This is a genomic window from Streptomyces zaomyceticus, assembly GCF_014656215.1.
Lineage (GTDB): Bacteria > Actinomycetota > Actinomycetes > Streptomycetales > Streptomycetaceae > Streptomyces > Streptomyces zaomyceticus.
In genome coordinates, this window is record NZ_BNBZ01000001.1 from 552299 (window position 1) to 570490 (window position 18192).

The 18192-nt window shown below is 69.4% G+C and carries 15 protein-coding genes, 3 pseudogenes and 1 riboswitch; of the genes and pseudogenes, 6 read left to right on the forward strand and 12 right to left on the reverse strand.

The window, feature by feature from the left end; all coding sequences use genetic code 11:
- Positions 1-3: 3 nt before the first annotated feature.
- The 4 genes from IE311_RS02400 to IE311_RS02415 all read right to left on the reverse strand — a co-directional run bounded on the left by IE311_RS02400 (position 4) and on the right by IE311_RS02415 (position 4413).
- A complete protein-coding gene (locus tag IE311_RS02400; RefSeq protein WP_189829800.1) occupies positions 4-294 on the reverse strand; it encodes a hypothetical protein in 291 nt (96 codons plus the stop codon).
- 155 nt (positions 295-449) lie between these two features.
- Positions 450-2276, reverse strand: a complete 1827-nt coding sequence (locus tag IE311_RS02405; protein ID WP_189829801.1) for a DEAD/DEAH box helicase — start codon at positions 2274-2276, stop codon at positions 450-452.
- Positions 2273-3700 carry a ParB N-terminal domain-containing protein gene (locus IE311_RS02410; protein ID WP_189829802.1) on the reverse strand — a complete coding sequence of 476 codons (1428 nt, stop codon included), beginning with the start codon at positions 3698-3700 and terminating at the stop codon, positions 2273-2275. The genes IE311_RS02405 and IE311_RS02410 overlap by 4 nt, the downstream gene beginning before the upstream one ends.
- Before the next feature lie 17 nt (positions 3701-3717).
- Positions 3718-4413 carry a hypothetical protein gene (locus tag IE311_RS02415; RefSeq protein ID WP_189829803.1) on the reverse strand — a complete coding sequence of 232 codons (696 nt, stop codon included), beginning with the start codon at positions 4411-4413 and terminating at the stop codon, positions 3718-3720.
- Between the two features lie 714 nt (positions 4414-5127).
- Between IE311_RS02415 and IE311_RS02420 the strand changes: the two genes are divergently transcribed.
- On the forward strand, positions 5128-5433 hold the full coding sequence (locus tag IE311_RS02420; RefSeq protein ID WP_189829804.1) for a hypothetical protein: 306 nt from the start codon (positions 5128-5130) through the stop codon (positions 5431-5433).
- Positions 5434-5718: 285 nt separating this feature from the next.
- On the opposite strand, the pseudogene IE311_RS02425 reads toward IE311_RS02420, so the two are convergent.
- Positions 5719-6413, reverse strand: a pseudogene (locus IE311_RS02425) (aspartate/glutamate racemase family protein).
- A gap of 158 nt (positions 6414-6571) precedes the next feature.
- On the opposite strand from IE311_RS02425, the gene IE311_RS02430 reads away from it, so the two are divergent.
- Together IE311_RS02430 and IE311_RS02435 are read left to right on the forward strand one after the other, a co-directional pair.
- Positions 6572-7657, forward strand: coding sequence for a hypothetical protein (locus tag IE311_RS02430; protein WP_189829805.1), 1086 nt, complete (start codon positions 6572-6574; stop codon positions 7655-7657).
- 37 nt (positions 7658-7694) lie between these two features.
- Positions 7695-7994 (forward strand): hypothetical protein, encoded by a 300-nt coding sequence (locus tag IE311_RS02435; RefSeq protein ID WP_189829806.1) that lies wholly within the window; start codon positions 7695-7697, stop codon positions 7992-7994.
- A gap of 48 nt (positions 7995-8042) precedes the next feature.
- Here the strand turns inward: IE311_RS02435 and IE311_RS02440 are convergent.
- The 4 genes and pseudogenes from IE311_RS02440 to IE311_RS02455 all read right to left on the reverse strand — a co-directional run.
- Positions 8043-9317, reverse strand: a pseudogene (locus tag IE311_RS02440) (DUF445 domain-containing protein); the annotation flags it as partial.
- Positions 9318-9323: 6 nt separating this feature from the next.
- Positions 9324-10302, reverse strand: a pseudogene (locus tag IE311_RS02445) (ABC transporter ATP-binding protein).
- Between the two features lie 8 nt (positions 10303-10310).
- Positions 10311-11087, reverse strand: a complete 777-nt coding sequence (locus IE311_RS02450) for an ABC transporter permease (protein WP_189829935.1) — start codon at positions 11085-11087, stop codon at positions 10311-10313.
- A gap of 145 nt (positions 11088-11232) precedes the next feature.
- The gene (locus tag IE311_RS02455) at positions 11233-12033 is read right to left on the reverse strand and encodes an ABC transporter permease (protein ID WP_189829936.1); all 801 of its coding nucleotides are present in this window, start codon (positions 12031-12033) and stop codon (positions 11233-11235) included.
- Positions 12034-12199: 166 nt separating this feature from the next.
- Here IE311_RS02455 and IE311_RS02460 point away from each other — a divergent pair, with 166 nt between their 5' ends.
- A complete protein-coding gene (locus tag IE311_RS02460) occupies positions 12200-14593 on the forward strand; it encodes a transglycosylase domain-containing protein (protein WP_189829808.1) in 2394 nt (797 codons plus the stop codon).
- On the opposite strand, the gene IE311_RS02465 is transcribed toward IE311_RS02460, so the two are convergent.
- The 3 genes from IE311_RS02465 to IE311_RS02475 all read right to left on the reverse strand — a co-directional run bounded on the left by IE311_RS02465 (position 14587) and on the right by IE311_RS02475 (position 15847).
- Positions 14587-14907 (reverse strand): DMT family transporter, encoded by a 321-nt coding sequence (locus IE311_RS02465; RefSeq protein ID WP_093800677.1) that lies wholly within the window; start codon positions 14905-14907, stop codon positions 14587-14589. The two genes, IE311_RS02460 and IE311_RS02465, sit on opposite strands and share 7 nt — an antisense overlap.
- A gap of 33 nt (positions 14908-14940) precedes the next feature.
- Positions 14941-15010: riboswitch (guanidine-III (ykkC-III) riboswitch) on the reverse strand.
- A 77-nt stretch (positions 15011-15087) separates the two neighbouring features.
- Positions 15088-15426, reverse strand: coding sequence for a GroES family chaperonin (locus IE311_RS02470; RefSeq protein ID WP_189829809.1), 339 nt, complete (start codon positions 15424-15426; stop codon positions 15088-15090).
- Between the two features lie 100 nt (positions 15427-15526).
- Positions 15527-15847, reverse strand: coding sequence for a DUF3618 domain-containing protein (locus IE311_RS02475; protein ID WP_189829810.1), 321 nt, complete (start codon positions 15845-15847; stop codon positions 15527-15529).
- A gap of 148 nt (positions 15848-15995) precedes the next feature.
- On the opposite strand from IE311_RS02475, the gene bcp reads away from it, so the two are divergent.
- The gene (bcp, locus tag IE311_RS02480) at positions 15996-16469 is read left to right on the forward strand and encodes a thioredoxin-dependent thiol peroxidase (RefSeq protein WP_189829811.1); all 474 of its coding nucleotides are present in this window, start codon (positions 15996-15998) and stop codon (positions 16467-16469) included.
- A gap of 169 nt (positions 16470-16638) precedes the next feature.
- On the forward strand, positions 16639-18138 hold the full coding sequence (gene proP / locus IE311_RS02485) for a glycine betaine/L-proline transporter ProP (RefSeq protein WP_189829812.1): 1500 nt from the start codon (positions 16639-16641) through the stop codon (positions 18136-18138).
- The last annotated feature ends 54 nt before the right edge of the window (positions 18139-18192 follow it).

Consider the following 18192-nt stretch of genomic DNA (forward strand, 5'->3'; position numbering starts at 1 on the left):
CGGTCAGCTTTTCAAGACCGATACAAGGTCGCCTTCCAACTCTTCACGCACTGCTGCGGGGAGCTGCCGGTACATGCCCCACACCTTCTCCGCTGGGCTGAGAGGGCGGAGATCGGCCTTCATCCAGGCCAGCACGTGGCGCTTGCCCTGAACCGGGAGCTCCTTCACCCGGTCCCAGACCTGCCCCTTGGTCATCTGTACACCGGTGAGATGCTTCACGGTCTCGTCACACCGGGCACATTCAGTGATCAGGTCTTCAGCATTCGCACCGCCGCCGGCCTTGTGTGGATTCACATGCCCGAGCGTGAGCCGCGCATGGGTACCAGGCTCGTCCGCGTACTGCTCCGCCGCGGCGGCACATGTGACCATCTCTCGTACACCCGCCACTCGCCCCGGCAAGCAGCGCCAAGTGACACTGCCGCCGGAGATTGCGCCACCTCTCCGAGTACTCAGCGCCTCTGAGGCACGCCCATGTGACTCAGCAAGGCCTCCATGTCACTCGGGGCCAGCCCCGCCGCGACCGCCGGCTCCTCCTCCAGGTCAGCAAGCTGCTGGACGGACGGGTCATCGAGGATCTTCCCCATGAAATCCAGCTTCTGTTCCAGCCGGGTCATGACCACCTCGTCGATGGTGTTACGGGCCACCAGGACCGTGGCGTTCGTGTCCGTATCAGGCGCCAGGCCGAGGCGGTGGATGCGATCCATACTCTGCAGGAACCGTCCAGCCATGAAGTCCCGGTCCACATAAACGGCGTCATGGCAAACCTGATGCAAGCTGATTCCCTCACCCAAGGTGGCCGGGTTGGAGATCAGCACCATGCAGTCCGGGTCTTCACGGAAGCGGCGCAGCTGCTCTTCCCTGTCGGGAGTCCCTCCGTACACCACCGCGGGGCCAAACTTTCCCAGGAGCTTCTCAAGCGTGGCGAGACTTCTGACAAAAGTTGTCCAGACAAGCGTCTTGCGTCCCTTTTCTGCATTCTCCGCCACGATAAGCGCCGCTTCCTGGTACTTGGGCGACATCTCGTGGTCCGGAAGGTTCTGCATGAGGGAGTAGAGCGAACTTCCCTGCGGCACCTCCAGTGGGGGCAGCTGGTAAGCAAGCGGGTCGTACCGGTTCGCCCCCTCGGTCAGGAGCGCCGGACACACTGCGGCCATCAGCAGCCGCAGCGCGGTCTTCCCGAGCGCGCTGAGATCTTCGCGCGCCGCACCGCTCGCCTCTCCTCCTACCAGTGATGTGTAGATCTCCTCATGCAGTGGCGGCATGTCCACATAACGCATCTGGAGCGACATCGGCGGGAGCCCGAGCTCCTGCTTGGTCGTGCGGGTAAACAAGGGACGCAGGACGGTGCTCGCGTACGCCAGGTCACCGCCGGCGACCGCCTGTGTGACCGTGCGCTGTCCATGCCCTGGCCAGACAAATCCGAGCAGGTTCTCCAGGTCCTTGGCCCCGTTGGGGGCCGGCGTGCCGGTAAGGATCAGCCTGCGCCTGGCGAGCGGCCCGAGGGCCATGCAGGCAGCGCCGTACGTACCCCGCGCGCCGAGCTTCATGCGGTGCGCCTCGTCAAGGATGATCACAGAGGGGGCAGCCTTCAGCCATGCAGCCAGCGTCGTGAGCGACCGGTCCAGCCGCTCGTAGTTGACGATCAGCACCTCCGCCCACTGGTCGTACGACTTGGCGAGGATGTCCGTGCGCAGCGGATGCCGGAAACAGACCGCGCTCTCGTACTGCCACGACTCGTAAGCGGACTTGGGGCAGACGATGAGTAGCCGGCTGGCCTTCCCCTGTGCCTTCTGGCTGGCATACACGGCCAGGCCCACGCGCGTCTTGCCGGCACCGGGAACACTGAAGTTGGCGCCGTGCTGAAGCGAGAGCAGTTTGGCTACATCACGCCGCTGGAAATCGCTCAGATCAGCCTTCCACTCCTCTCCCAGCAGAAAGGGAACCTCGTCCGGATGGATCTCTCCCGTATGGTCCGGCGCATCCAGGCGTTCCTTGACCGCCTGGGCGTCCTGGAGGACGCCAACGACCAGCTCCTGAAGTTCCGGAGCCCACTCGACACCGGAAGCGTCCGGCCAGGAGGAAAGGGCACTCAGGCCCCCCAGCAGATCATTGAGCTCGACGACGGCCGCTACCGGGCCGAGCTGGCCGCCCGACCTGAAACGGGCGGCCAGCTGAACGAGTTCGCCCCGGTGCTCTTCCGTCGTCCGGAGAACGACCTTCGTGCGCGTCTCATCGAAATCGAGACGCAGCGACATACCCGCGGTGACCTCACTCATCCGGAGGTCTCCAGAGAAACAGCCTCGATGAGCCAGGCCACACCGTCACCAGGGGTCGCGGTGCCCCGCCCCGCCTGCTGAGCGAGCTTGCGCAGGCTCTCGCGCAACTTGATTACGGCTTCGTCGAAAGCTTCCTCGTCAAGGCTGCGCGAGGCCCGTGCCTGCACGAGTTCCACTACGCTCTGGTCAATATCGGCGCAGGCATCCGCGATACGGGCGGGTGCCATCTGCTTCCTCTTCTTCAGCCTCGCGTCACGACCGGCAGCGTCAATCGCCTGGTCGAAAGCTTCGCGCGCTTCCTGGAAGACGTCCTGAGCCTGCTTCCTGTCCTGATCAGAAGCCACATCGCTGGAGGCACTGGCCATCGCCTTCGCACGGAGCACCTTGTCATTCAGCGCCCGGGCCACCGACACCGCGGAGGAAGCTCCAGGAAGCGTCACGCCGCCCAGGCCGGGCACAGTTACGGCCGCCTGCTCACCCGCCGGCCCGCTGAAGTCGGGGGACATCGTCCGGGACAGGTACCGGTCACGGAAGCCCTCATCGATATGCCGCACGTCCGTCTTGGCGAAGCCCATGACAATGGCTGCCATACGAAGTTCCTTCAGGACGTCCGCACGGTCAGGGTCGACCAAAGCAAGCTTCTCGTAAGCGCGGTGGAGTTCCTTGAGCTTCTCCTGGTGGTCCTCGAAATCCACGAGTCGCAGCCCGGCCGCACCGCCGTTCGCACTGCGCGAGATCTGCTCACGGATCGTGCCGAGGATCCAGCGCTCCTGGTGGTAGGTGGACGGCCGGATACGGAAGTCCTTCGCGATGGCATCGGGCGTCCGGCCGAGGCCAGCCTGCTCCTCCATAGCGAGGAGACGGTTGATGTACGAGTAGTCCCGCCGGTGGTCCCGGCGCAGCTGGAGGGCCAGTTCGACGGTACTGATGTCGTCCCAGTTGAACGACTCCGGCAGAACGCCGACCCGCATCGTCTGCCGGCCCAGCTCACGGAGTGCTGCCGTGCGCGTGTTGCCGTTGACGAGGATTCCGCTGTAGGTGATCAGACCGGGATCATTCTGTCCGAACTGCTCAAGGCTCTCCTTCAGCTTGTCGAAGTCCGGGTCCCTGCGGTTGGGATCGGCCGGGTCGGCCTGGAGGAGGAACCGCAGGTACTCCTGGCTTCCTCCCGTCCAGGGGTCTGCGGTCAGAGCCGCGTCCTTGACGGGGTCGTGACTGCGCTGCGCCCAGATGCGGTGAGTTCCGGGGTTGTAAAAGACAGAGCTGATGGGGCAGTCGATCACCTCGCAGTGAAGCGCCTGGCCGTTCCAGTCCACCGTGACCGTTTCGCGGGTTCCGCCGGCGCTCTTAACGTCCTCAAGCCGCTTCCTGACCAGCTCGCTGAACTCGGCAGCGCGCGGCGGCAACGGAAATTCCTGCTTCATCTGCTTCCCCTCATTCGTTACTTGGCCGTGCCGTGGACAGCGTCCCGTACCGCTTCACGTGCCAGCTCGGGCAGGGTGCGGTATGCGCCCCAGAGCCGCTCCAGCGGGCTCGGGTCGCGGTGATCGGCGTTCAGCCAGCCGAGGAACACACTCCGCTCCAGCGGGGTAAGGCGCTCGATGCTGCCCAGTACACCGGCCAGGTCCGCCTGACGCTGGCGGCCACCCACCCGGCACCTGTTGCACTCGGTGACAAGCTGGATCTCGCTTGTTCCGTCCGGCATCCGCACCTGACGCCGTGCCACGTCCAGCTGCGCGTCCTGGCCTCCGTCGCCAAACGACTCGCCCGCACCGATGCCGCAGGACCGGCACAGGAAGCTGTCAGCCACGAACACCTTGGTCCGCTGAGCTGCGGTCAGCCCGGACTTCTCCTTCGGGGACTTCGACTGCCCGGGAAGCCAGATGTCAGCCCCCTTCTTCACAAAACGCTGCTCGTCGAGGTGGAGCGACTCGTCCTCGCGCCTGGTGTCGATCTGCCAGTCGTGATCCCGCAGATCACGCACCCGGCGGTCGATCTGTGCCACCTCCGGGAACGCTGCCCGGAGCTGCCCCTTAGTGAAGATGTTGCCTTCCCCGACCTCCGACACCAACCACAGGCCAGCACGGACCTTGCTGCCGAACGACTTGTCGAGCCACGACGGAACTGCCACTTGCATCCTCCGCTCAACGAACACCCTGAAGAGCCGTTCAACAGACAGGGCAGGTCTGAGAGCGCCTGCGCTGCCGGACTTCCGGCTGACTCAACCATTCAGCACGGCAGCCAGAGGCGCCGTCTACCTCCAGCTGGCTTTGCGCGCAAGGTAGTCAAATCCCTCTGCTGCACAATGAACTGCGCGCCTTCGGGAGGAATGGACATGGCGGGAAAAAGCTCAGCGGGCACGGCCATGGCAATGCCGGACCTGCCACCAGGGCGGAAGGCGCTCGCTGGGGCGATAGCTGCTCTCTACGAGCACCTGGCAGTCAGAACGCTGGCCGAGGCTGCGGCACTCCTGGCGTCAGAGGGGTGGCAGAAGGACCCGAGCGAACTCTCCCGCTACCGCAGCGGGCGCCGGAAGCCCCCCATAGAACTGGTCCTCGTGCTCCACAGACTCGCTGCCGAACGGGCAGTACTTGGCACGGTGATGTTTTCTCCGGCGGAGCTGCGCAGGCTCCATGCGTCAGCCGAGACAACGTTCTGCCAGAACTGTGGTCCGGTACTCAGCGAAAACCAGCGGCTTCGTGGCGAGAACAGCCGGCTTCTTGCACGTCAGGTCTCCATAAGTTCGCCGCGACCCGCTACTGCGGAGGGAAGCAATCCGGCCTCTCTCACGCACCGTACTCCGCTGCCGGTCCCCCGCGGGACGGGGGACCGGCAGCGGAGAGCGCGTGATGTGGCTGCGGCGCAGCAGCTCGCTACCAGCGCTTCCACTCTCCACGGAAGCGGACAGATCGGTCACGCGGTCGCCCTCATCCAGGACACTGCGGCATCACTGTCCCCTCTGGAGAGTGCAGCGGCCATCGCACTGCTGCGTGACGGGCAGGATGACCTCGCAGACACAGTCATTGCCATCAACGGCCGAAGCCGCGCCGAAGAGGACGTCATGCGCATCGCAGTTGAGCTGCACGCCCTGGGCTTGGCAGACGATGCCGGAGCGATCCTCCGGGCCGCGCTTGCGCATACGCCGGCACAGACCTGACAAAGAACAGGGTCAGTACAACCTCTTCACCGCCCATCCGGTCCCGGGCCGCCCCATCGAACTGCCGCGCACCCCCGACCCATGGGACTTCGTCCACCGGTCCCCGCCACTGGCCAAGCCCCACCGCTCGCCGACCGCGCCGCACCGACGCGCAACCGATGCCCGGCCTCGCCCCCACCCACCGACCGGCAGCCGCCCCCGGCGCCCCGGCCGCAACCGGCGCTCCGCAGGGCCTCGCCCCCCGCGCCCGCACTCCCGTTGCCGGTTGACCCGCGGTGGCCCGGGCTATTCGGCTGAAAGGGCCGCGCCCACGGCGGCTGCCGCGTGGAGTCGTGTGGTGGGGAAGAGCGGGACCGGGCTGTCCTCGGAGCCGATGAGAAGCTCGATCTCCGTGCAGCCCAGGATGATGCCTTCGGCACCGTCGGCGACCAGGTCCGCGATGACCTTCCGGTACGCGGCCCGTGACTCCTCCCGCACGATGCCCAGGCAGAGTTCCTCGTAGATCACGCGGTGGACGATCTCGCGCCCTTCGGCCTCCGGGGTGCGTACATCCAGTCCCCCGGCCTCCAGGCGCCTCGGTAGAAGTCCTGCTCCATCGTGAACGCCGTGCCCAGCAGGCCGACTCGGCGCAGGCCCGACGCCCGCACCGCCTCTGCGGTGACGTCCGCCAGGTGCAGCAGAGGGACGGACACCGCCGCCTCCACCTGGTCGGCGACCTTGTGCATGGTGTTGGTGCAGATCAGCACCATGTCCGCGCCCGCCGCCTCCAGAGCCCGAGCGGCCGCGGCCAGGATCTCGCCCGCCTCCGTCCAGCGGTTCTGGACCTGCAACCGCTCGATCTCCGCGAAGTCCACCGAGTACAGCATGCACCGCGCCGAGTGGAGCCCACCGAGGCGCTCACGCGTGAGCTCGTTCAACAAGCGGTAGTACTCCGCCGTCGACTCCCAGCTCATTCCGCCGATCAGCCCGATCGTCCTCATCGCCACGCCCCTCACCCACGAGCCCCCTGCCGCACCTCAGTCACCCACACGGGCGATCTTCACTCACCGTGTCGAACTGGACACAACCCGTGCGGTACGTTCACGCAAAACGGCCCCCACCGACGGTTCGCAGCCATCGGCGAGGGCCTGAACCACTCATGGAACTGGACTCCACTGTGATCTACCGGCACTTTAACGCGCCCTCCCGCGCCTTCAGTCAGTTCTCGCACGAGATCATTCGGCATCCTCGGCTCACCTCCGACGCCGTTCGGCTTCTGACCTGGCAGCTCTCCCTCCCCACTCACGCGCGTGAGTCGTTCTCCACGACCGCCCAACGTGCCCGGATCGGGGGATGCGCCTTCACCCGCGCCAAGCGTCAGCTCAAGGAGGAGGGGTTCGTACATGAGCGGCGGATTCAGGGGCCCGGCGGGCGCTGGGTCACTCAACAGCTCGTCTCCAGCACCCCGTTGACCTCCGACGAGGCCGCCGGCCTCCTCGCCCGGTCACCGCTCCCCACCTGCACGAACCGCGTATCCCCGCAGGTCGTACCGAGTCCCCGGAAACCGGCCGCCGGTCAGCCGACCACCCCGGTGACCGACGGTTATCCAGATGAATACCTGAGGGAAGACACCTCCCACCTTCCGGCCGAGGCGGCCGAGTCGGCTGAGTCGGTCGAGGCCGTCGAGGCCGTCGAGGCCGTCGAGGCCGTCGAGGCCGTCGATGAGCCTGCCCCCGCCTCCCTGCCCGCCGACGGCCGGACCGCCGGCCCCCACCTCGAGGACGCCCGCGCCCTCGTCGGGGCGCTGCCCCTCCTCTCCCCCGCCCTGCGGCACATCCCGCCCGGCATGCGCGACGAGCTCGCCCGCCTCGCCGCCCGCTGGCTCGACGCCGGGCACTCGTCCGCCGACGTCCACGAGCACGTCCTGCGCGGCCTGCCCGGCACCGGGACGCCCGTGCACCGGCCCGGCGGTCTCGTTCGCTATCTCCTCCGAGACGTCCCGCCCCGTACCCTGCCGACCCTGCCCCCGCCCACCCCCGCCCGGATCCGGCTCTCCGTCCGCCTCGAAGGCACACGCGAGTGCTCCGGCCCTCACACCCAGCCCATGCTGTTCCGGCCCCTCGCCGACGAGACCCTCTGCGCCGAATGCGCCCCCGCCCCTGCCACCGCCCCCTCCAGTGCCCCTGCCACTCCGCCCGAGGCGACGTCCGTGCCCGACACGGATCGCGTTCACACCCCCTCGTAGGCTCGTAGGACGACCCGTCGAACCGAAAGGCCCCGTCATGCCCCGCATCCCCTCCCCCGCCATCGCCGCCGCCGGACTCGTGGGCGGTTACGCCGTTGCCCGGTGGACCAGGAAGCGGCCCCTCGGGGGTGCGGTGCTCGCCCTGGCCGGTGGGGTCGCCGCCCGGGAGTGGCAGCAGGTCGGTGGGGCCAAGGTCGCCGCCGGGCTCGGCACCGCCTACGTCGCCGCCTTCGCCGGGTCCCATCCCCTCGCGAAGAAGATCGGCGCCTGGCCCGCCGTGTTCTCCGTCGCCGGGGGCATGGCCGCCGCCTCCTGGGCCGTCACCCGCGGGAAGTAGGCCCCCCGGGCCGGGGCCCCGCCCCCCGGACCGCCGCCGCACTGCCCCTCAGCCCCCCACCCCATGGCTCACCGTGTAGATCAGCAGCCCCGCCAGGGCGCCCACCACCGTGCCGTTGATGCGGATGAACTGGAGGTCTCGGCCGATGTTCGCCTCGATCTTCTTCGAGGTCTGGGTGGCGTCCCAGCCCGCGACCGTGTCCGTGATCAGGGACGTGATCTCGCCCCGGTACGTCGTCACCACGTACGCCGCCGCGTCCTCCGCCCAGCCTTCGACCTTCGACTGGAGGCGGGCGTCCGTCGACAGGCGCTTGCCGAGGGAGATCAGGGAGGCGCGGGCGCGGAGGCGGAGCTGGCTGCGGTCGTCCTCGGCCGCCGCGATGATCAGGTTGCGGATCGAGGACCAGGCGGAGGCGATGATGTCCTGGACCTCGGGGCGGGCCAGCAGCTCCGACTTCAGGCGTTCCACGCGCGCCCGGGTGTCCGTGTCCGCCTGGAGGTCGGCGGCGAAGTCGGTGAGGAAGCGGTCGATCGCGCCGCGCGCCGGGTGGCCCGGCATGTCCCGCATCTCCGTCACGAAGCGGAGGAGCTCCTTGTAGACGCGTTCGCCGATGCGCTTGTCCACGAAGCGCGGCGTCCAGCCCGGCGCCCCGCCCTGGACCGCGTCCATCACCGACTCGCCGTGGGTCACCAGCCAGTCGTGCGCCCTGGTGCACACGAGATCCACCGCCCGGCGGTGCGCCCCGTCGGAGACGATCTTCTCCAGGGTCTTGCCGAGGCCCGGTGCGATCTCCGCCGCCTCCGCCCGCCGGGTGATCGCCTCGCCGACGACCGCCTGGACGTCGGCGTCCCGGAGGACCGTGAGTGCGCCCCGCAGGGCCGTGGACGCCTCCGCCGTCACCCGGTCCGCGTGGGCCGGGTCCGCCAGCCATCCACCCAGGCGGGCGCCGATGCCCAGGGCCGCCAGCCGGCCGCGTACGACATCGGCCGACAGGAAGTTCTCGCCCACGAACTGGCCCAGTGACGCGCCCAGCTGGTCCTTCTTCGTCGGGATGATCGCCGTGTGCGGGATCGGCAGGCCCAGCGGGTGCCGGAACAGCGCCGTCACCGCGAACCAGTCCGCGAGCGCGCCGACCATGCCGGCCTCCGCCGCCGCCGCGACATAGCCCGTCCAGGCCCCCCAGCCCGCGTTCTCCGCCCACGTCGCCAGGGCGTAGATCACCGCCACGGCGAGCAGCAGCGACGTCGCCAGCGTCTTCATCCGGCGGACGCCTCTGCTCTTCTCCTCGTCCGCCGCCGTGTACGAAAAACTCACCATGGGCCCGACCTCCTACATCAGGGACTCCCGGCGCTCGTCCCGAGTTCCCCCGTACATCTTCGCGATCACCGTCTCGATGTCCGGCTCCCGCACCGAGAGGTCGAGGAGGGGATGGTTCGCCGCCACCTCCGCCACCAGCGGGGCCGCGGAGGACGTGGCCGGGAAGGCGAGCCACTGGCGGGGGCCCTCCGACCGTACGAAGCGGGCCCCGGGCACGTCGATCGGGGGCAGTTCCCGCTCCAGGTCCACGACGAGGAGGCGTTCGCTCTCCCCCACGGCGTGCAGGCCGGCGAGCTCCCCGTCGTACATCAGCCGCCCGTGGTCGATGACCATGACCCGCGAGCAGAGCTGCTCGATGTCCGTGAGGTCGTGGGTGGTGAGGAGGACGGTGGTGCCCTGTGTGGTGTTGAGGGTGCGGAGGAACTCCCGCACCCTCGCCTTCGAGACGACGTCCAGGCCGATGGTCGGCTCGTCCAGGTACAGCACCTCGGGGTCGTGGAGGAGGGCGGCCGCGATGTCGCCGCGCATCCGCTGGCCGAGGGAGAGCTGCCGTACCGGTACGTCGAGCAGTTCCCCCAGCTCCAGGAGCTCCACACAGCGGTCGAGGTTCTCCCGGTAGCGGGCGTCGGGGATGCGGTACATGCGGTGCATCAGCCGGTACGAGTCCTTCAGCGGCAGGTCCCACCACAGCGTCGTCCGCTGCCCGAAGACCACCCCTATCCGCTGCGCCAGCCGGGTCCGCTCGCGCGAGGGGTCGATGCCGGCGACCCGACGGCCGGCCGCCGGTGGGGGTGAGGATGCCGGTGAGCATCTTGATCGTGGTCGACTTCCCGGCGCCGTTCGGGCCGATGTAGCCGACCATCTCGCCCCGCTCGACGCCGAAGCTGATGCCGTCGACCGCCCGGACCTCTCTCCTCTCACGCCGGAACAGGCCTGCCTTCCGGCGGACCGTGAAGGTCTTCTCCAGTGATTCCAGTTCGATGAAGGGCACGGCCCGCCTCAGCTTCCTGTCGATCGGTACGAACGGACTCCGGCCCGCCACGCCAGCGCCGCCACCCCGCAGCAGGCCGCCGCCACCAGCGGCGAGACGAACGCCGCCCACTCCGGCACCCCCGCCGGGGCGGGCCGGCCGAGGATGTACAGCGCGGGAAGCCAGTTCACGAACGCCAGCGGCACGACGTACACGACACCCCGCACCAGGTCCTGGGCGAAGATCGTCGGCGGGTACGCGAGGAGGTTGTTCCCGCCGTACGTGAACGAGCTCGTCACCTCCGCCGCGTCCTGCATCCAGAAGAGCGCCGACGCGCCCAGCACCATCACCGCCGAGAAGATCACCGCCCCGCAGACCACCGTCACCGGCAGCAGGGCCACCTTCAGCGGCGTCCACTCCACGTCCAGCAGGACCAGGGCCCACACCAGGACGAACAGCCCCTGGAGGACCCGGCCGAACCGCCGCAGCGCGAACTTGTCCCCCGCGACCTGCGCGAGCAGCGGCGCCGGGCGCAGCAGGAACGTGTCGAGCGAGCCGTCCCGCACCCGCCTGCCCATCCGCTGCAGCGAGCCCATCGTCAGGTCGGCGATCCCGAACGCCGTGCCCGCCGTCCCGTACAGCAGCGCCACCTCCGCGAACGCGAAGCCTCCGAGGCCCTCCACCTGGCCGAACATCAGGAGGATGACGACGAAGTCGAAGAAGGTCGCGCAAAAGCTGGTGAGGAGCGTGAGCACGAAGGACGAGCGGTACGTCATCGTGGAGCGGATCCACATGCCGGCGACCATGCGGTACGTACGCCAGGAGTCGGCGAGGAGTCCGTACGTACGCCCTCCGGGGCCCCCGCCCTCCTGGGACGAGCGGTCCGCCCCGCCCGCCCCGCCTCCCTGGGGCGAGCCGTCCGCCCGGTCCGGCCGGTCCGCGCCCGCGACCTCAGCCACCCTGGACCACCACCTTCCTGGTCGCCGCCGCCTGCGCCGCCCGACCCGCGCCGAACAGGACCAGCGCCCAGCAGCCCTGGAAGGCGTACGCCCCCACGAGCCCCAGGCCCTCGTACTTCCCCAGGTACACATCGGCCGGCACCTGGAGCAGCGACGCCCACGGCAGCACCCGGGCGATCTCGCCCAGCGCCCCCGGGAAGACGTTCAGCGGAAGCAGCATCCCCGAGAAGAACAGGCCGCCCAGCCAGGCCATCTGCACCGCCCCCTGACCGTCCATCAGCCAGAATGCGCTCATCGCCACCAGGTACCAGATCGCGAAACTGACCGTGGAGCCCAGCGCCACGGCCACCAGGAACGCGAGCCAGGACCCCGGCCCCGACGGCAGCGTGAAGCGGAAGGCCAGCCAGCCGACCGCCATCGGGACGACGCCCCGGCCGAGCAGCTGGAAGGCGGACCGGCCCAGATTGGCCGAGAACCACCAGAGCTGGAGGTCGGCGGGACGGTAGAGGTCGACCGCGATGTCACCGGTCCTGATCCGCTCGATCAGCTCGTCCTCGAAGCCGCCGCCCATCATCCCGCAGACCGTGATCAGCGCCTGCCCGATCCACACATAGGCGAGGGCGTCGTCCATGGAGTACCCGCCGAGCTGCGGGCGTTCGTCCCAGAGGGCGATGTACGTGTACGACAGGATGAAGCCGAAGACGGTGTTGGTGAAGACACCCGCCGCCGTCGCCACCCGATAGGTGGCATGACGCCGGAAGCCGCCCGCGGCCACCGTCGCGTACAGCCGCAGCATGCCGCTCCCCCTTCCGGTGCGTGGGACATCAAGTCCGTCAAAGGCGGAAAAACGCCGAAGCGCACGACCCTAGCGGGGCCCACGGCGACACCGCGACCGGATTTTCCGTCACCTTCGGGTCGCATTCAGGAGTTTCGTCACCTTGGGGGCAATATGAGATGCCATGCCCCTTTCCTCCGGCACGAGCGACTCCGACGCCCCCCGGCCAGCCCGCCCGACGAGCTGGGAGCCGAGGGACCCCACCCTCTCCGCACCGAAGCCACCCCCCGCACCGAAGCGCCGTCCCCGCCGCCTCCTGCGCACCCTCTCCGGGCTCCTCCTCCTCGGCACCCTGCTGCTCGCCGGCGCCTTCGCCGCCGGCTACCTCCTGGTGGAGATCCCGCCCGCCAACGCCACCGCCGTCGCCCAGTCCAACGTCTACCTCTACCGCGACGGCAGCCCCCTCGCCCGGGACGGCGAGGTCAACCGCGAGAACGTACGGCTCGACCGCGTCCCGCTCACCGTCCGGCAGGCCGTCCTCGCCGCCGAGGACCGCGACTTCCACACCTCGCGCGCCGTCGACCCCAAGGCGATGGTCCGCGCCGCCTGGAACACCGTCACCGGCAAGGGCCGCCAGTCCGGCTCCACCATCACCCAGCAGTACGTCAAGAACTACTACCTGGGCCAGGAGCAGACCCTCACCCGCAAGGCGAAGGAGTTCTTCATCGCGATCAAGCTGGGCCGCGAGAAGAGCAAGGAGGAGATCCTCCAGGGCTATCTGAACACCAGCTACTTCGGACGGAACGCGTACGGCGTCCAGGCCGCCGCCCGCGCCTACTACGGCAAGGACGTCGAACGCCTCGACACCGCCGAGGGCGCCTACCTCGCCTCCCTCCTCAAGGCCCCCAACGCCTACGACGTCACCACCCACCCCGAGAACCGCGCCAAGGCCGTCGCCCGCTGGAACTACGTCCTCGACGGCATGGTCACCGAGGGCTGGCTCACCCGCGCCGACCGCGCCGGCGTCCGCTTCCCCGCTCCCCAGACCGCCCGCCCCGCGACCGGCCTCTCCGGACAGCGCGGCTACCTGGTCCAGGCCGTCGAGGAGTACCTCACCGACCACGGCATCGTCGACGAGAAGACCCTCGCCGGCGGCGGCTTCCGCATCACCACCACCCTCGAACCCGCCAAACAGGACGCACTCGTCCAGGCCGTCGAGGAACGGGTCATGACCCGCCTCGACCCCACGCGCGTCCCCGCCGACCGGTACGTACGGGTCGGGGCGGCGGCCGTCGACCCCGCGAACGGCAAGGTCCTCGCCATGTACGGCGGCGTCGACTACACCCGGCAATACGTCAACAACGCCACCCGCCGCGACTACCAGGTCGGCTCCACCTTCAAGCCCTTCGTCTTCACGGCCGCCGTACAGAGCGGCTCCCAGACCCAGCACGGCGAAACCATCACCCCGCACACCCTCTACGACGGGAGCAACCGGCGCCCGGTCGAAGGCTGGAACGGGGGACCGTACGACCCCGCCAACGAGGACGACGAGAACTACGGACAGATCCCCGTCGGCACCGCCACCGACCTCTCCGTGAACGCCGTGTACGCCCAGATGGCCGTCGACGTCGGCCCCGGACACGTACGGCGGACCGCGATCGCCCTCGGGCTCCCCGGCTCCACCCCCGACCTCACCGCCTCACCCTCCATCGCGCTCGGCCCCGCCACCGCCAGCGTCCTCGACATGGCCACGGCCTACGCCACCCTCGCCGCGCACGGCAGGCACGGCACGTACACCCTGGTCGAACGGATCACCAGGGACGACCAGGAGCTGACGGCACCGGCCGGCGAGACCCGGCAGGCGGTGAGCCGCGAGGCCGCCGACACGACCACGGCCATCCTGCGGAGCGTCGTCGAGGTGGGCAGCGGAACGGCCGCGCAGGCCGCCGGCCGGCCCGCCGCGGGCAAGACGGGCACGGCCGAGGACGACAAGGCCGCCTGGTTCGCCGGCTACACCCCGGAACTCGCGACGGTCGTCGCCCTGATGAGCCAGGACCCGGAGACGGGCCGGCAGGAGTCCCTGTACGGAGCCCTCGGACAGACCCGGATCAACGGCGGCGGGCCCCCTGCCGAGATCTGGGGGGAGTTCACCCGCGAGGCCCTGGCGGGGACCGCGCCGCGGGACTTCGACCTCCGGCTGATGCCGGGGGCGACGGAGATGCCCCCGGTACCACCGTTCCCGGACGGCCCGGAGGGCACCGACGCGGCCACCGGAACCGACGGAGTCGACGGCAGGGACGGCAGGGACGGCAGGGACGGCACCGACAGGGTCGAGGAGGCCGTCAGGGCCAACAAGACCGGGCGACCCGACGACCCCCGGGGAACGGACCGGCCCGACACGGCCGGCACCCCCGACAGGCCCCACCGGCCCGACACCGCCGACACGCCCGGCACGGCCGAGGAGGGCTTCGGTACCGGAGCGACGGGAGGAACGGGAGAGGCGGGCGAGACGGGCCAGGCGGGCCCGGGAGCGACCCCCCGCAGACCCGCCCCGCCCCGATCCGGCCCCGGTCAGTGACCCGAGGTCGCCTTGAGCCCCACCACGGCGACCAGGAGCAGACAGACGAAGAAGATCCGGGCGGCGGTCGCCGGCTCCCCGAGCACCACCATGCCGAGCACCGCCGCACCGGCCGCGCCGATCCCGACCCACACGCCGTACGCGGTACCGATGGGCAGGGTCTTGGCGGCATGCGAGAGAAGCACCATGGAGGCGACGATCCCCGCGCCGGTGAACACACTGGGCCAGAGCCGCGTGAAGCCGTCGGTGTACTTCATCCCGATCGACCAGCCGACTTCCAGCAGACCCGCGACGACAAGAAGAACCCAGGCCATGACGACAACACCTCCGCGAGACGGAACAACAGGGGTGCGTCGTCTTGTCGGAATCCCGGTACGGCGCGTCTCGTCGGGTGTCCCCAGGCTAGCAAAGAACGACGGAAGGCCCTGGTGACAGTGGTCACCAGGGCCTTCCGGAAAAATCACCGCCACAGCCGCACGGCTGCGGATCCACGGCTACAGATAGAGCCCGGTCGAGTCCGTCGTGCCCTGGAACCGGTCCGCGGCCACCGCGTGCAGATCCCGCTCCCGCATCAGGACGTACGCGACACCCCGCACCTCGACCTCGGCACGGTCCTCCGGGTCGTAGAGCACCCGGTCGCCGATCTCGACGGTACGGACGTTCTGACCGACCGCCACCACCTCGGCCCAGGAAAGCCGGCGGCCGACGGCGGCGGTCGCCGGAATCAGGATGCCGCCGCCGGAACGCCGCTCCCCCTCCGGGGAGTCGGTGCGGACCAGGACCCGGTCGTGAAGCATCCGGATGGGCAGCTTGTCGTGCGTGTTCTCGCTCACGGGGTGAACCTACCTGCCCGGCCGTGACACCCACCGCGGGGAGGGGTCGTCCCCCACCCGTGGCGGGGAGGAGTCATCCCCTGCCCCTGGCGGGGAGGGGTCATCCCCTGCCCTTGCGGGAGGACGCGGCGAGCAGCCCGATCACCGCCACGGCGACCAGGGCCGCCGGCACCACACGCTCCAGGCGGGGCGCGCCGTCCTCATGGGTGAAACGTGCCTTCACATCCGAGACGACCCGGTTGACGGCGACGAAGGCGCGCCCGGCGGTCTGGTCGACCGTCGAGGCGACCTTGGCCTTCGCGTCCCCGATGATCGTCTTCGGGTGCATCCGAATGCCGATCTCGTCGAGAGTGACGGCGAGCTGCTCGCGCCGGCGGACGATGTCCGCCTCGATCTGCGCAGGGGTCCTGGCATCCGACACCGCGCTGCCTCCGTAGTCGTGATCCGGTGGGGTCGTGATCCGGTCGTTGATCGGTCCTTGTGGACAGTCTGTCAGCTCTGTCGCCTTCGGGTCGTCCCAGACCCCCATTAGGCTCTGAACGCGTACGCGAACCATCCCGAGGAGAGCCATGAGCGAGCGACTGCAGCCCGGCGACACCGCCCCCGCCTTCACCCTGCCCGACGCGGACGGCAACGAGGTCTCCCTCGCGGACCACAAGGGCCGCAAGGTCATCGTCTACTTCTACCCGGCCGCCCTCACCCCCGGCTGCACGAAGCAGGCCTGCGACTTCACGGACAACCTGGACCTCCTCGCGGCCGCGGGCTACGACGTCATCGGCGTCTCCCCGGACAAGCCGGAGAAGCTGGCGAAGTTCCGCGAGAAGGAGAACCTCAAGGTCACGCTGGTCGGCGACCCGGAGAAGGAGACCCTGGAGGCGTACGGCGCCTTCGGCGAGAAGAAGCTCTACGGCAAGACGGTGACGGGCGTGATCCGCTCGACGATCGTCGTGGACGAGGACGGCAAGGTGGAGCACGCCTTCTACAACGTGAAGGCCACCGGCCACGTCGCCAAGATCCTCAGGGACCTCTCGATCGAAGCCTGACCGGACGCCCCGGACGGGGCGACGTGACGACGCCCGGAGCCGGGCGACGTGACACACCGCCCGGGAACGGGACGTGACCCACGTCCCATTCCCGGGCGGTTTCCGTTTGCGAACGGCACGACCGCGCAGAAGGTCCTCTGGAGTTTTCCCGGAGAGAGGACGTACGGCCATGCCGGCCACAGACCGCGACGATCCCGCCGCCGATCCCGAGGCCCAGCGGCGCCATCCGTACCTGTTCCGGGCCGTCACCCGGCGCCGGAAGCCCCGGCTGCGCCGGACCGACATCACGGTGACCGACGAGGCGGCGGTCAAGCGGGCCGTGAAGGCGGCCTCGCTCGGCAACGCCATGGAATGGTTCGACTTCGGCATCTACGCCTACCTCGCCGTCACCCTCGGCCACGTCTTCTTCCCGTCCGGCAACGACACGGTCCAGCTGCTGTCGTCGTTCGCGACCTTCGCGGTCGCCTTCCTGGTCCGCCCGCTCGGCGGCATGGTGTTCGGCCCGATGGGTGACCGGCTCGGCCGCAAGAAGGTCCTCGCACTGACCATGATCCTCATGGCCGTCGGCACCTTCGCGATCGGCCTGATCCCCTCGTACGCCTCGATCGGCTTCTGGGCACCCGCGCTCCTGGTCCTCTTCCGGATGCTCCAGGGCTTCTCCACCGGCGGCGAGTACGGCGGCGCCTCGACCTTCATCGCCGAGTACGCGCCCGACCGCCGCCGCGGCTACTTCGGCAGCTTCCTGGAGTTCGGCACCCTCGCCGGATACGTCGCCGCGGCCGGCCTCGTCACGGCCCTCACCACCTGGCTCGGCTCCGACACGATGGAGGCGTGGGGCTGGCGCGTGCCGTTCCTGGTGGCCGGCCCGCTGGGCCTGGTCGGCCTCTACCTGCGGCTGCGGCTCGACGAGACGCCCGCCTTCCAGAAGCTGGAGAGCGAGTCGGCGCGCGCCTCGGAGGCGGCCGACACCGTGGAGACCACGACCAAGGGTGACCTGGCGAGGATATTCCGGGAACAGTGGCCGACGCTGATCCTCTGCATCGCGCTCGTCGGCGCGTACAACATCACCGACTACATGCTGCTGTCGTACATGCCGACGTACCTCTCCGACGAGCTCGGCTACAGCGAGACCCACGGGCTGCTGATCCTGCTCGCGGTGATGGTCCTCCTCATGCTGATCATCACTCAGGTCGGTCGCCTGAGCGACCACTTCGGGCGCAAGCCGGTCCTGATGGCGGGCATGCTGGGCTTCCTCCTGCTGTCGCTGCCCGCGTTCCTGCTGATCGGCCGGGGCGGCGTGCCGGCGATCACGGCGGGCATGCTGATGCTCGGCCTGTCACTGGTCTGCATGCTCGGCACGATGTCGGCGGCGCTCCCTGCGCTCTTCCCGACGGACGTCCGCTACGGCTCCCTCTCGGTGGGCTACAACCTGTCGGCCTCGCTGTTCGGCGGTACGACCCCGCTGGTGATCACCGCCCTGATCGGCGCGACGGGCAGCAGCCTGATGCCGGCGTACTACGCGATGGGCGCGGCGCTCGTCGGAGTGATCGCGGTGGCCTGCATGAAGGAGACGGCCCGACAGCCCCTGGAGGGCTCCCCACCGTCGGTGGAGACCCCGGAGGAAGCGGCGGAAATGGTGATGTCCCAGGCCCCGGAACCGAGGTTCTGACCCCGCGTTCCCACCGGAGCGGCCCCCACCGGACACCCCGGTGCGGGCCGCTCC

Excerpts from the sequence above, each read along its gene's own strand:
- bcp (WP_189829811.1), top strand. The coding sequence starts at position 15,996 with ATGAGCGAGCGACTGCAGCCCGGCGACACCGCCCCCGCCTTCACCCTG.
- IE311_RS02465 (WP_093800677.1), bottom strand. The coding sequence starts at position 14,907 with ATGGCCTGGGTTCTTCTTGTCGTCGCGGGTCTGCTGGAAGTCGGCTGG.
- IE311_RS02450 (WP_189829935.1), bottom strand. The coding sequence starts at position 11,087 with ATGGTCGCCGGCATGTGGATCCGCTCCACGATGACGTACCGCTCGTCC.
- IE311_RS02410 (WP_189829802.1), bottom strand. The coding sequence starts at position 3,700 with ATGAAGCAGGAATTTCCGTTGCCGCCGCGCGCTGCCGAGTTCAGCGAG.
- IE311_RS02460 (WP_189829808.1), top strand. The coding sequence starts at position 12,200 with ATGCCCCTTTCCTCCGGCACGAGCGACTCCGACGCCCCCCGGCCAGCC.
- IE311_RS02415 (WP_189829803.1), bottom strand. The coding sequence starts at position 4,413 with ATGCAAGTGGCAGTTCCGTCGTGGCTCGACAAGTCGTTCGGCAGCAAG.
- proP (WP_189829812.1), top strand. The coding sequence starts at position 16,639 with ATGCCGGCCACAGACCGCGACGATCCCGCCGCCGATCCCGAGGCCCAG.
- IE311_RS02405 (WP_189829801.1), bottom strand. The coding sequence starts at position 2,276 with ATGAGTGAGGTCACCGCGGGTATGTCGCTGCGTCTCGATTTCGATGAG.
- IE311_RS02430 (WP_189829805.1), top strand. The coding sequence starts at position 6,572 with ATGGAACTGGACTCCACTGTGATCTACCGGCACTTTAACGCGCCCTCC.
- IE311_RS02435 (WP_189829806.1), top strand. The coding sequence starts at position 7,695 with ATGCCCCGCATCCCCTCCCCCGCCATCGCCGCCGCCGGACTCGTGGGC.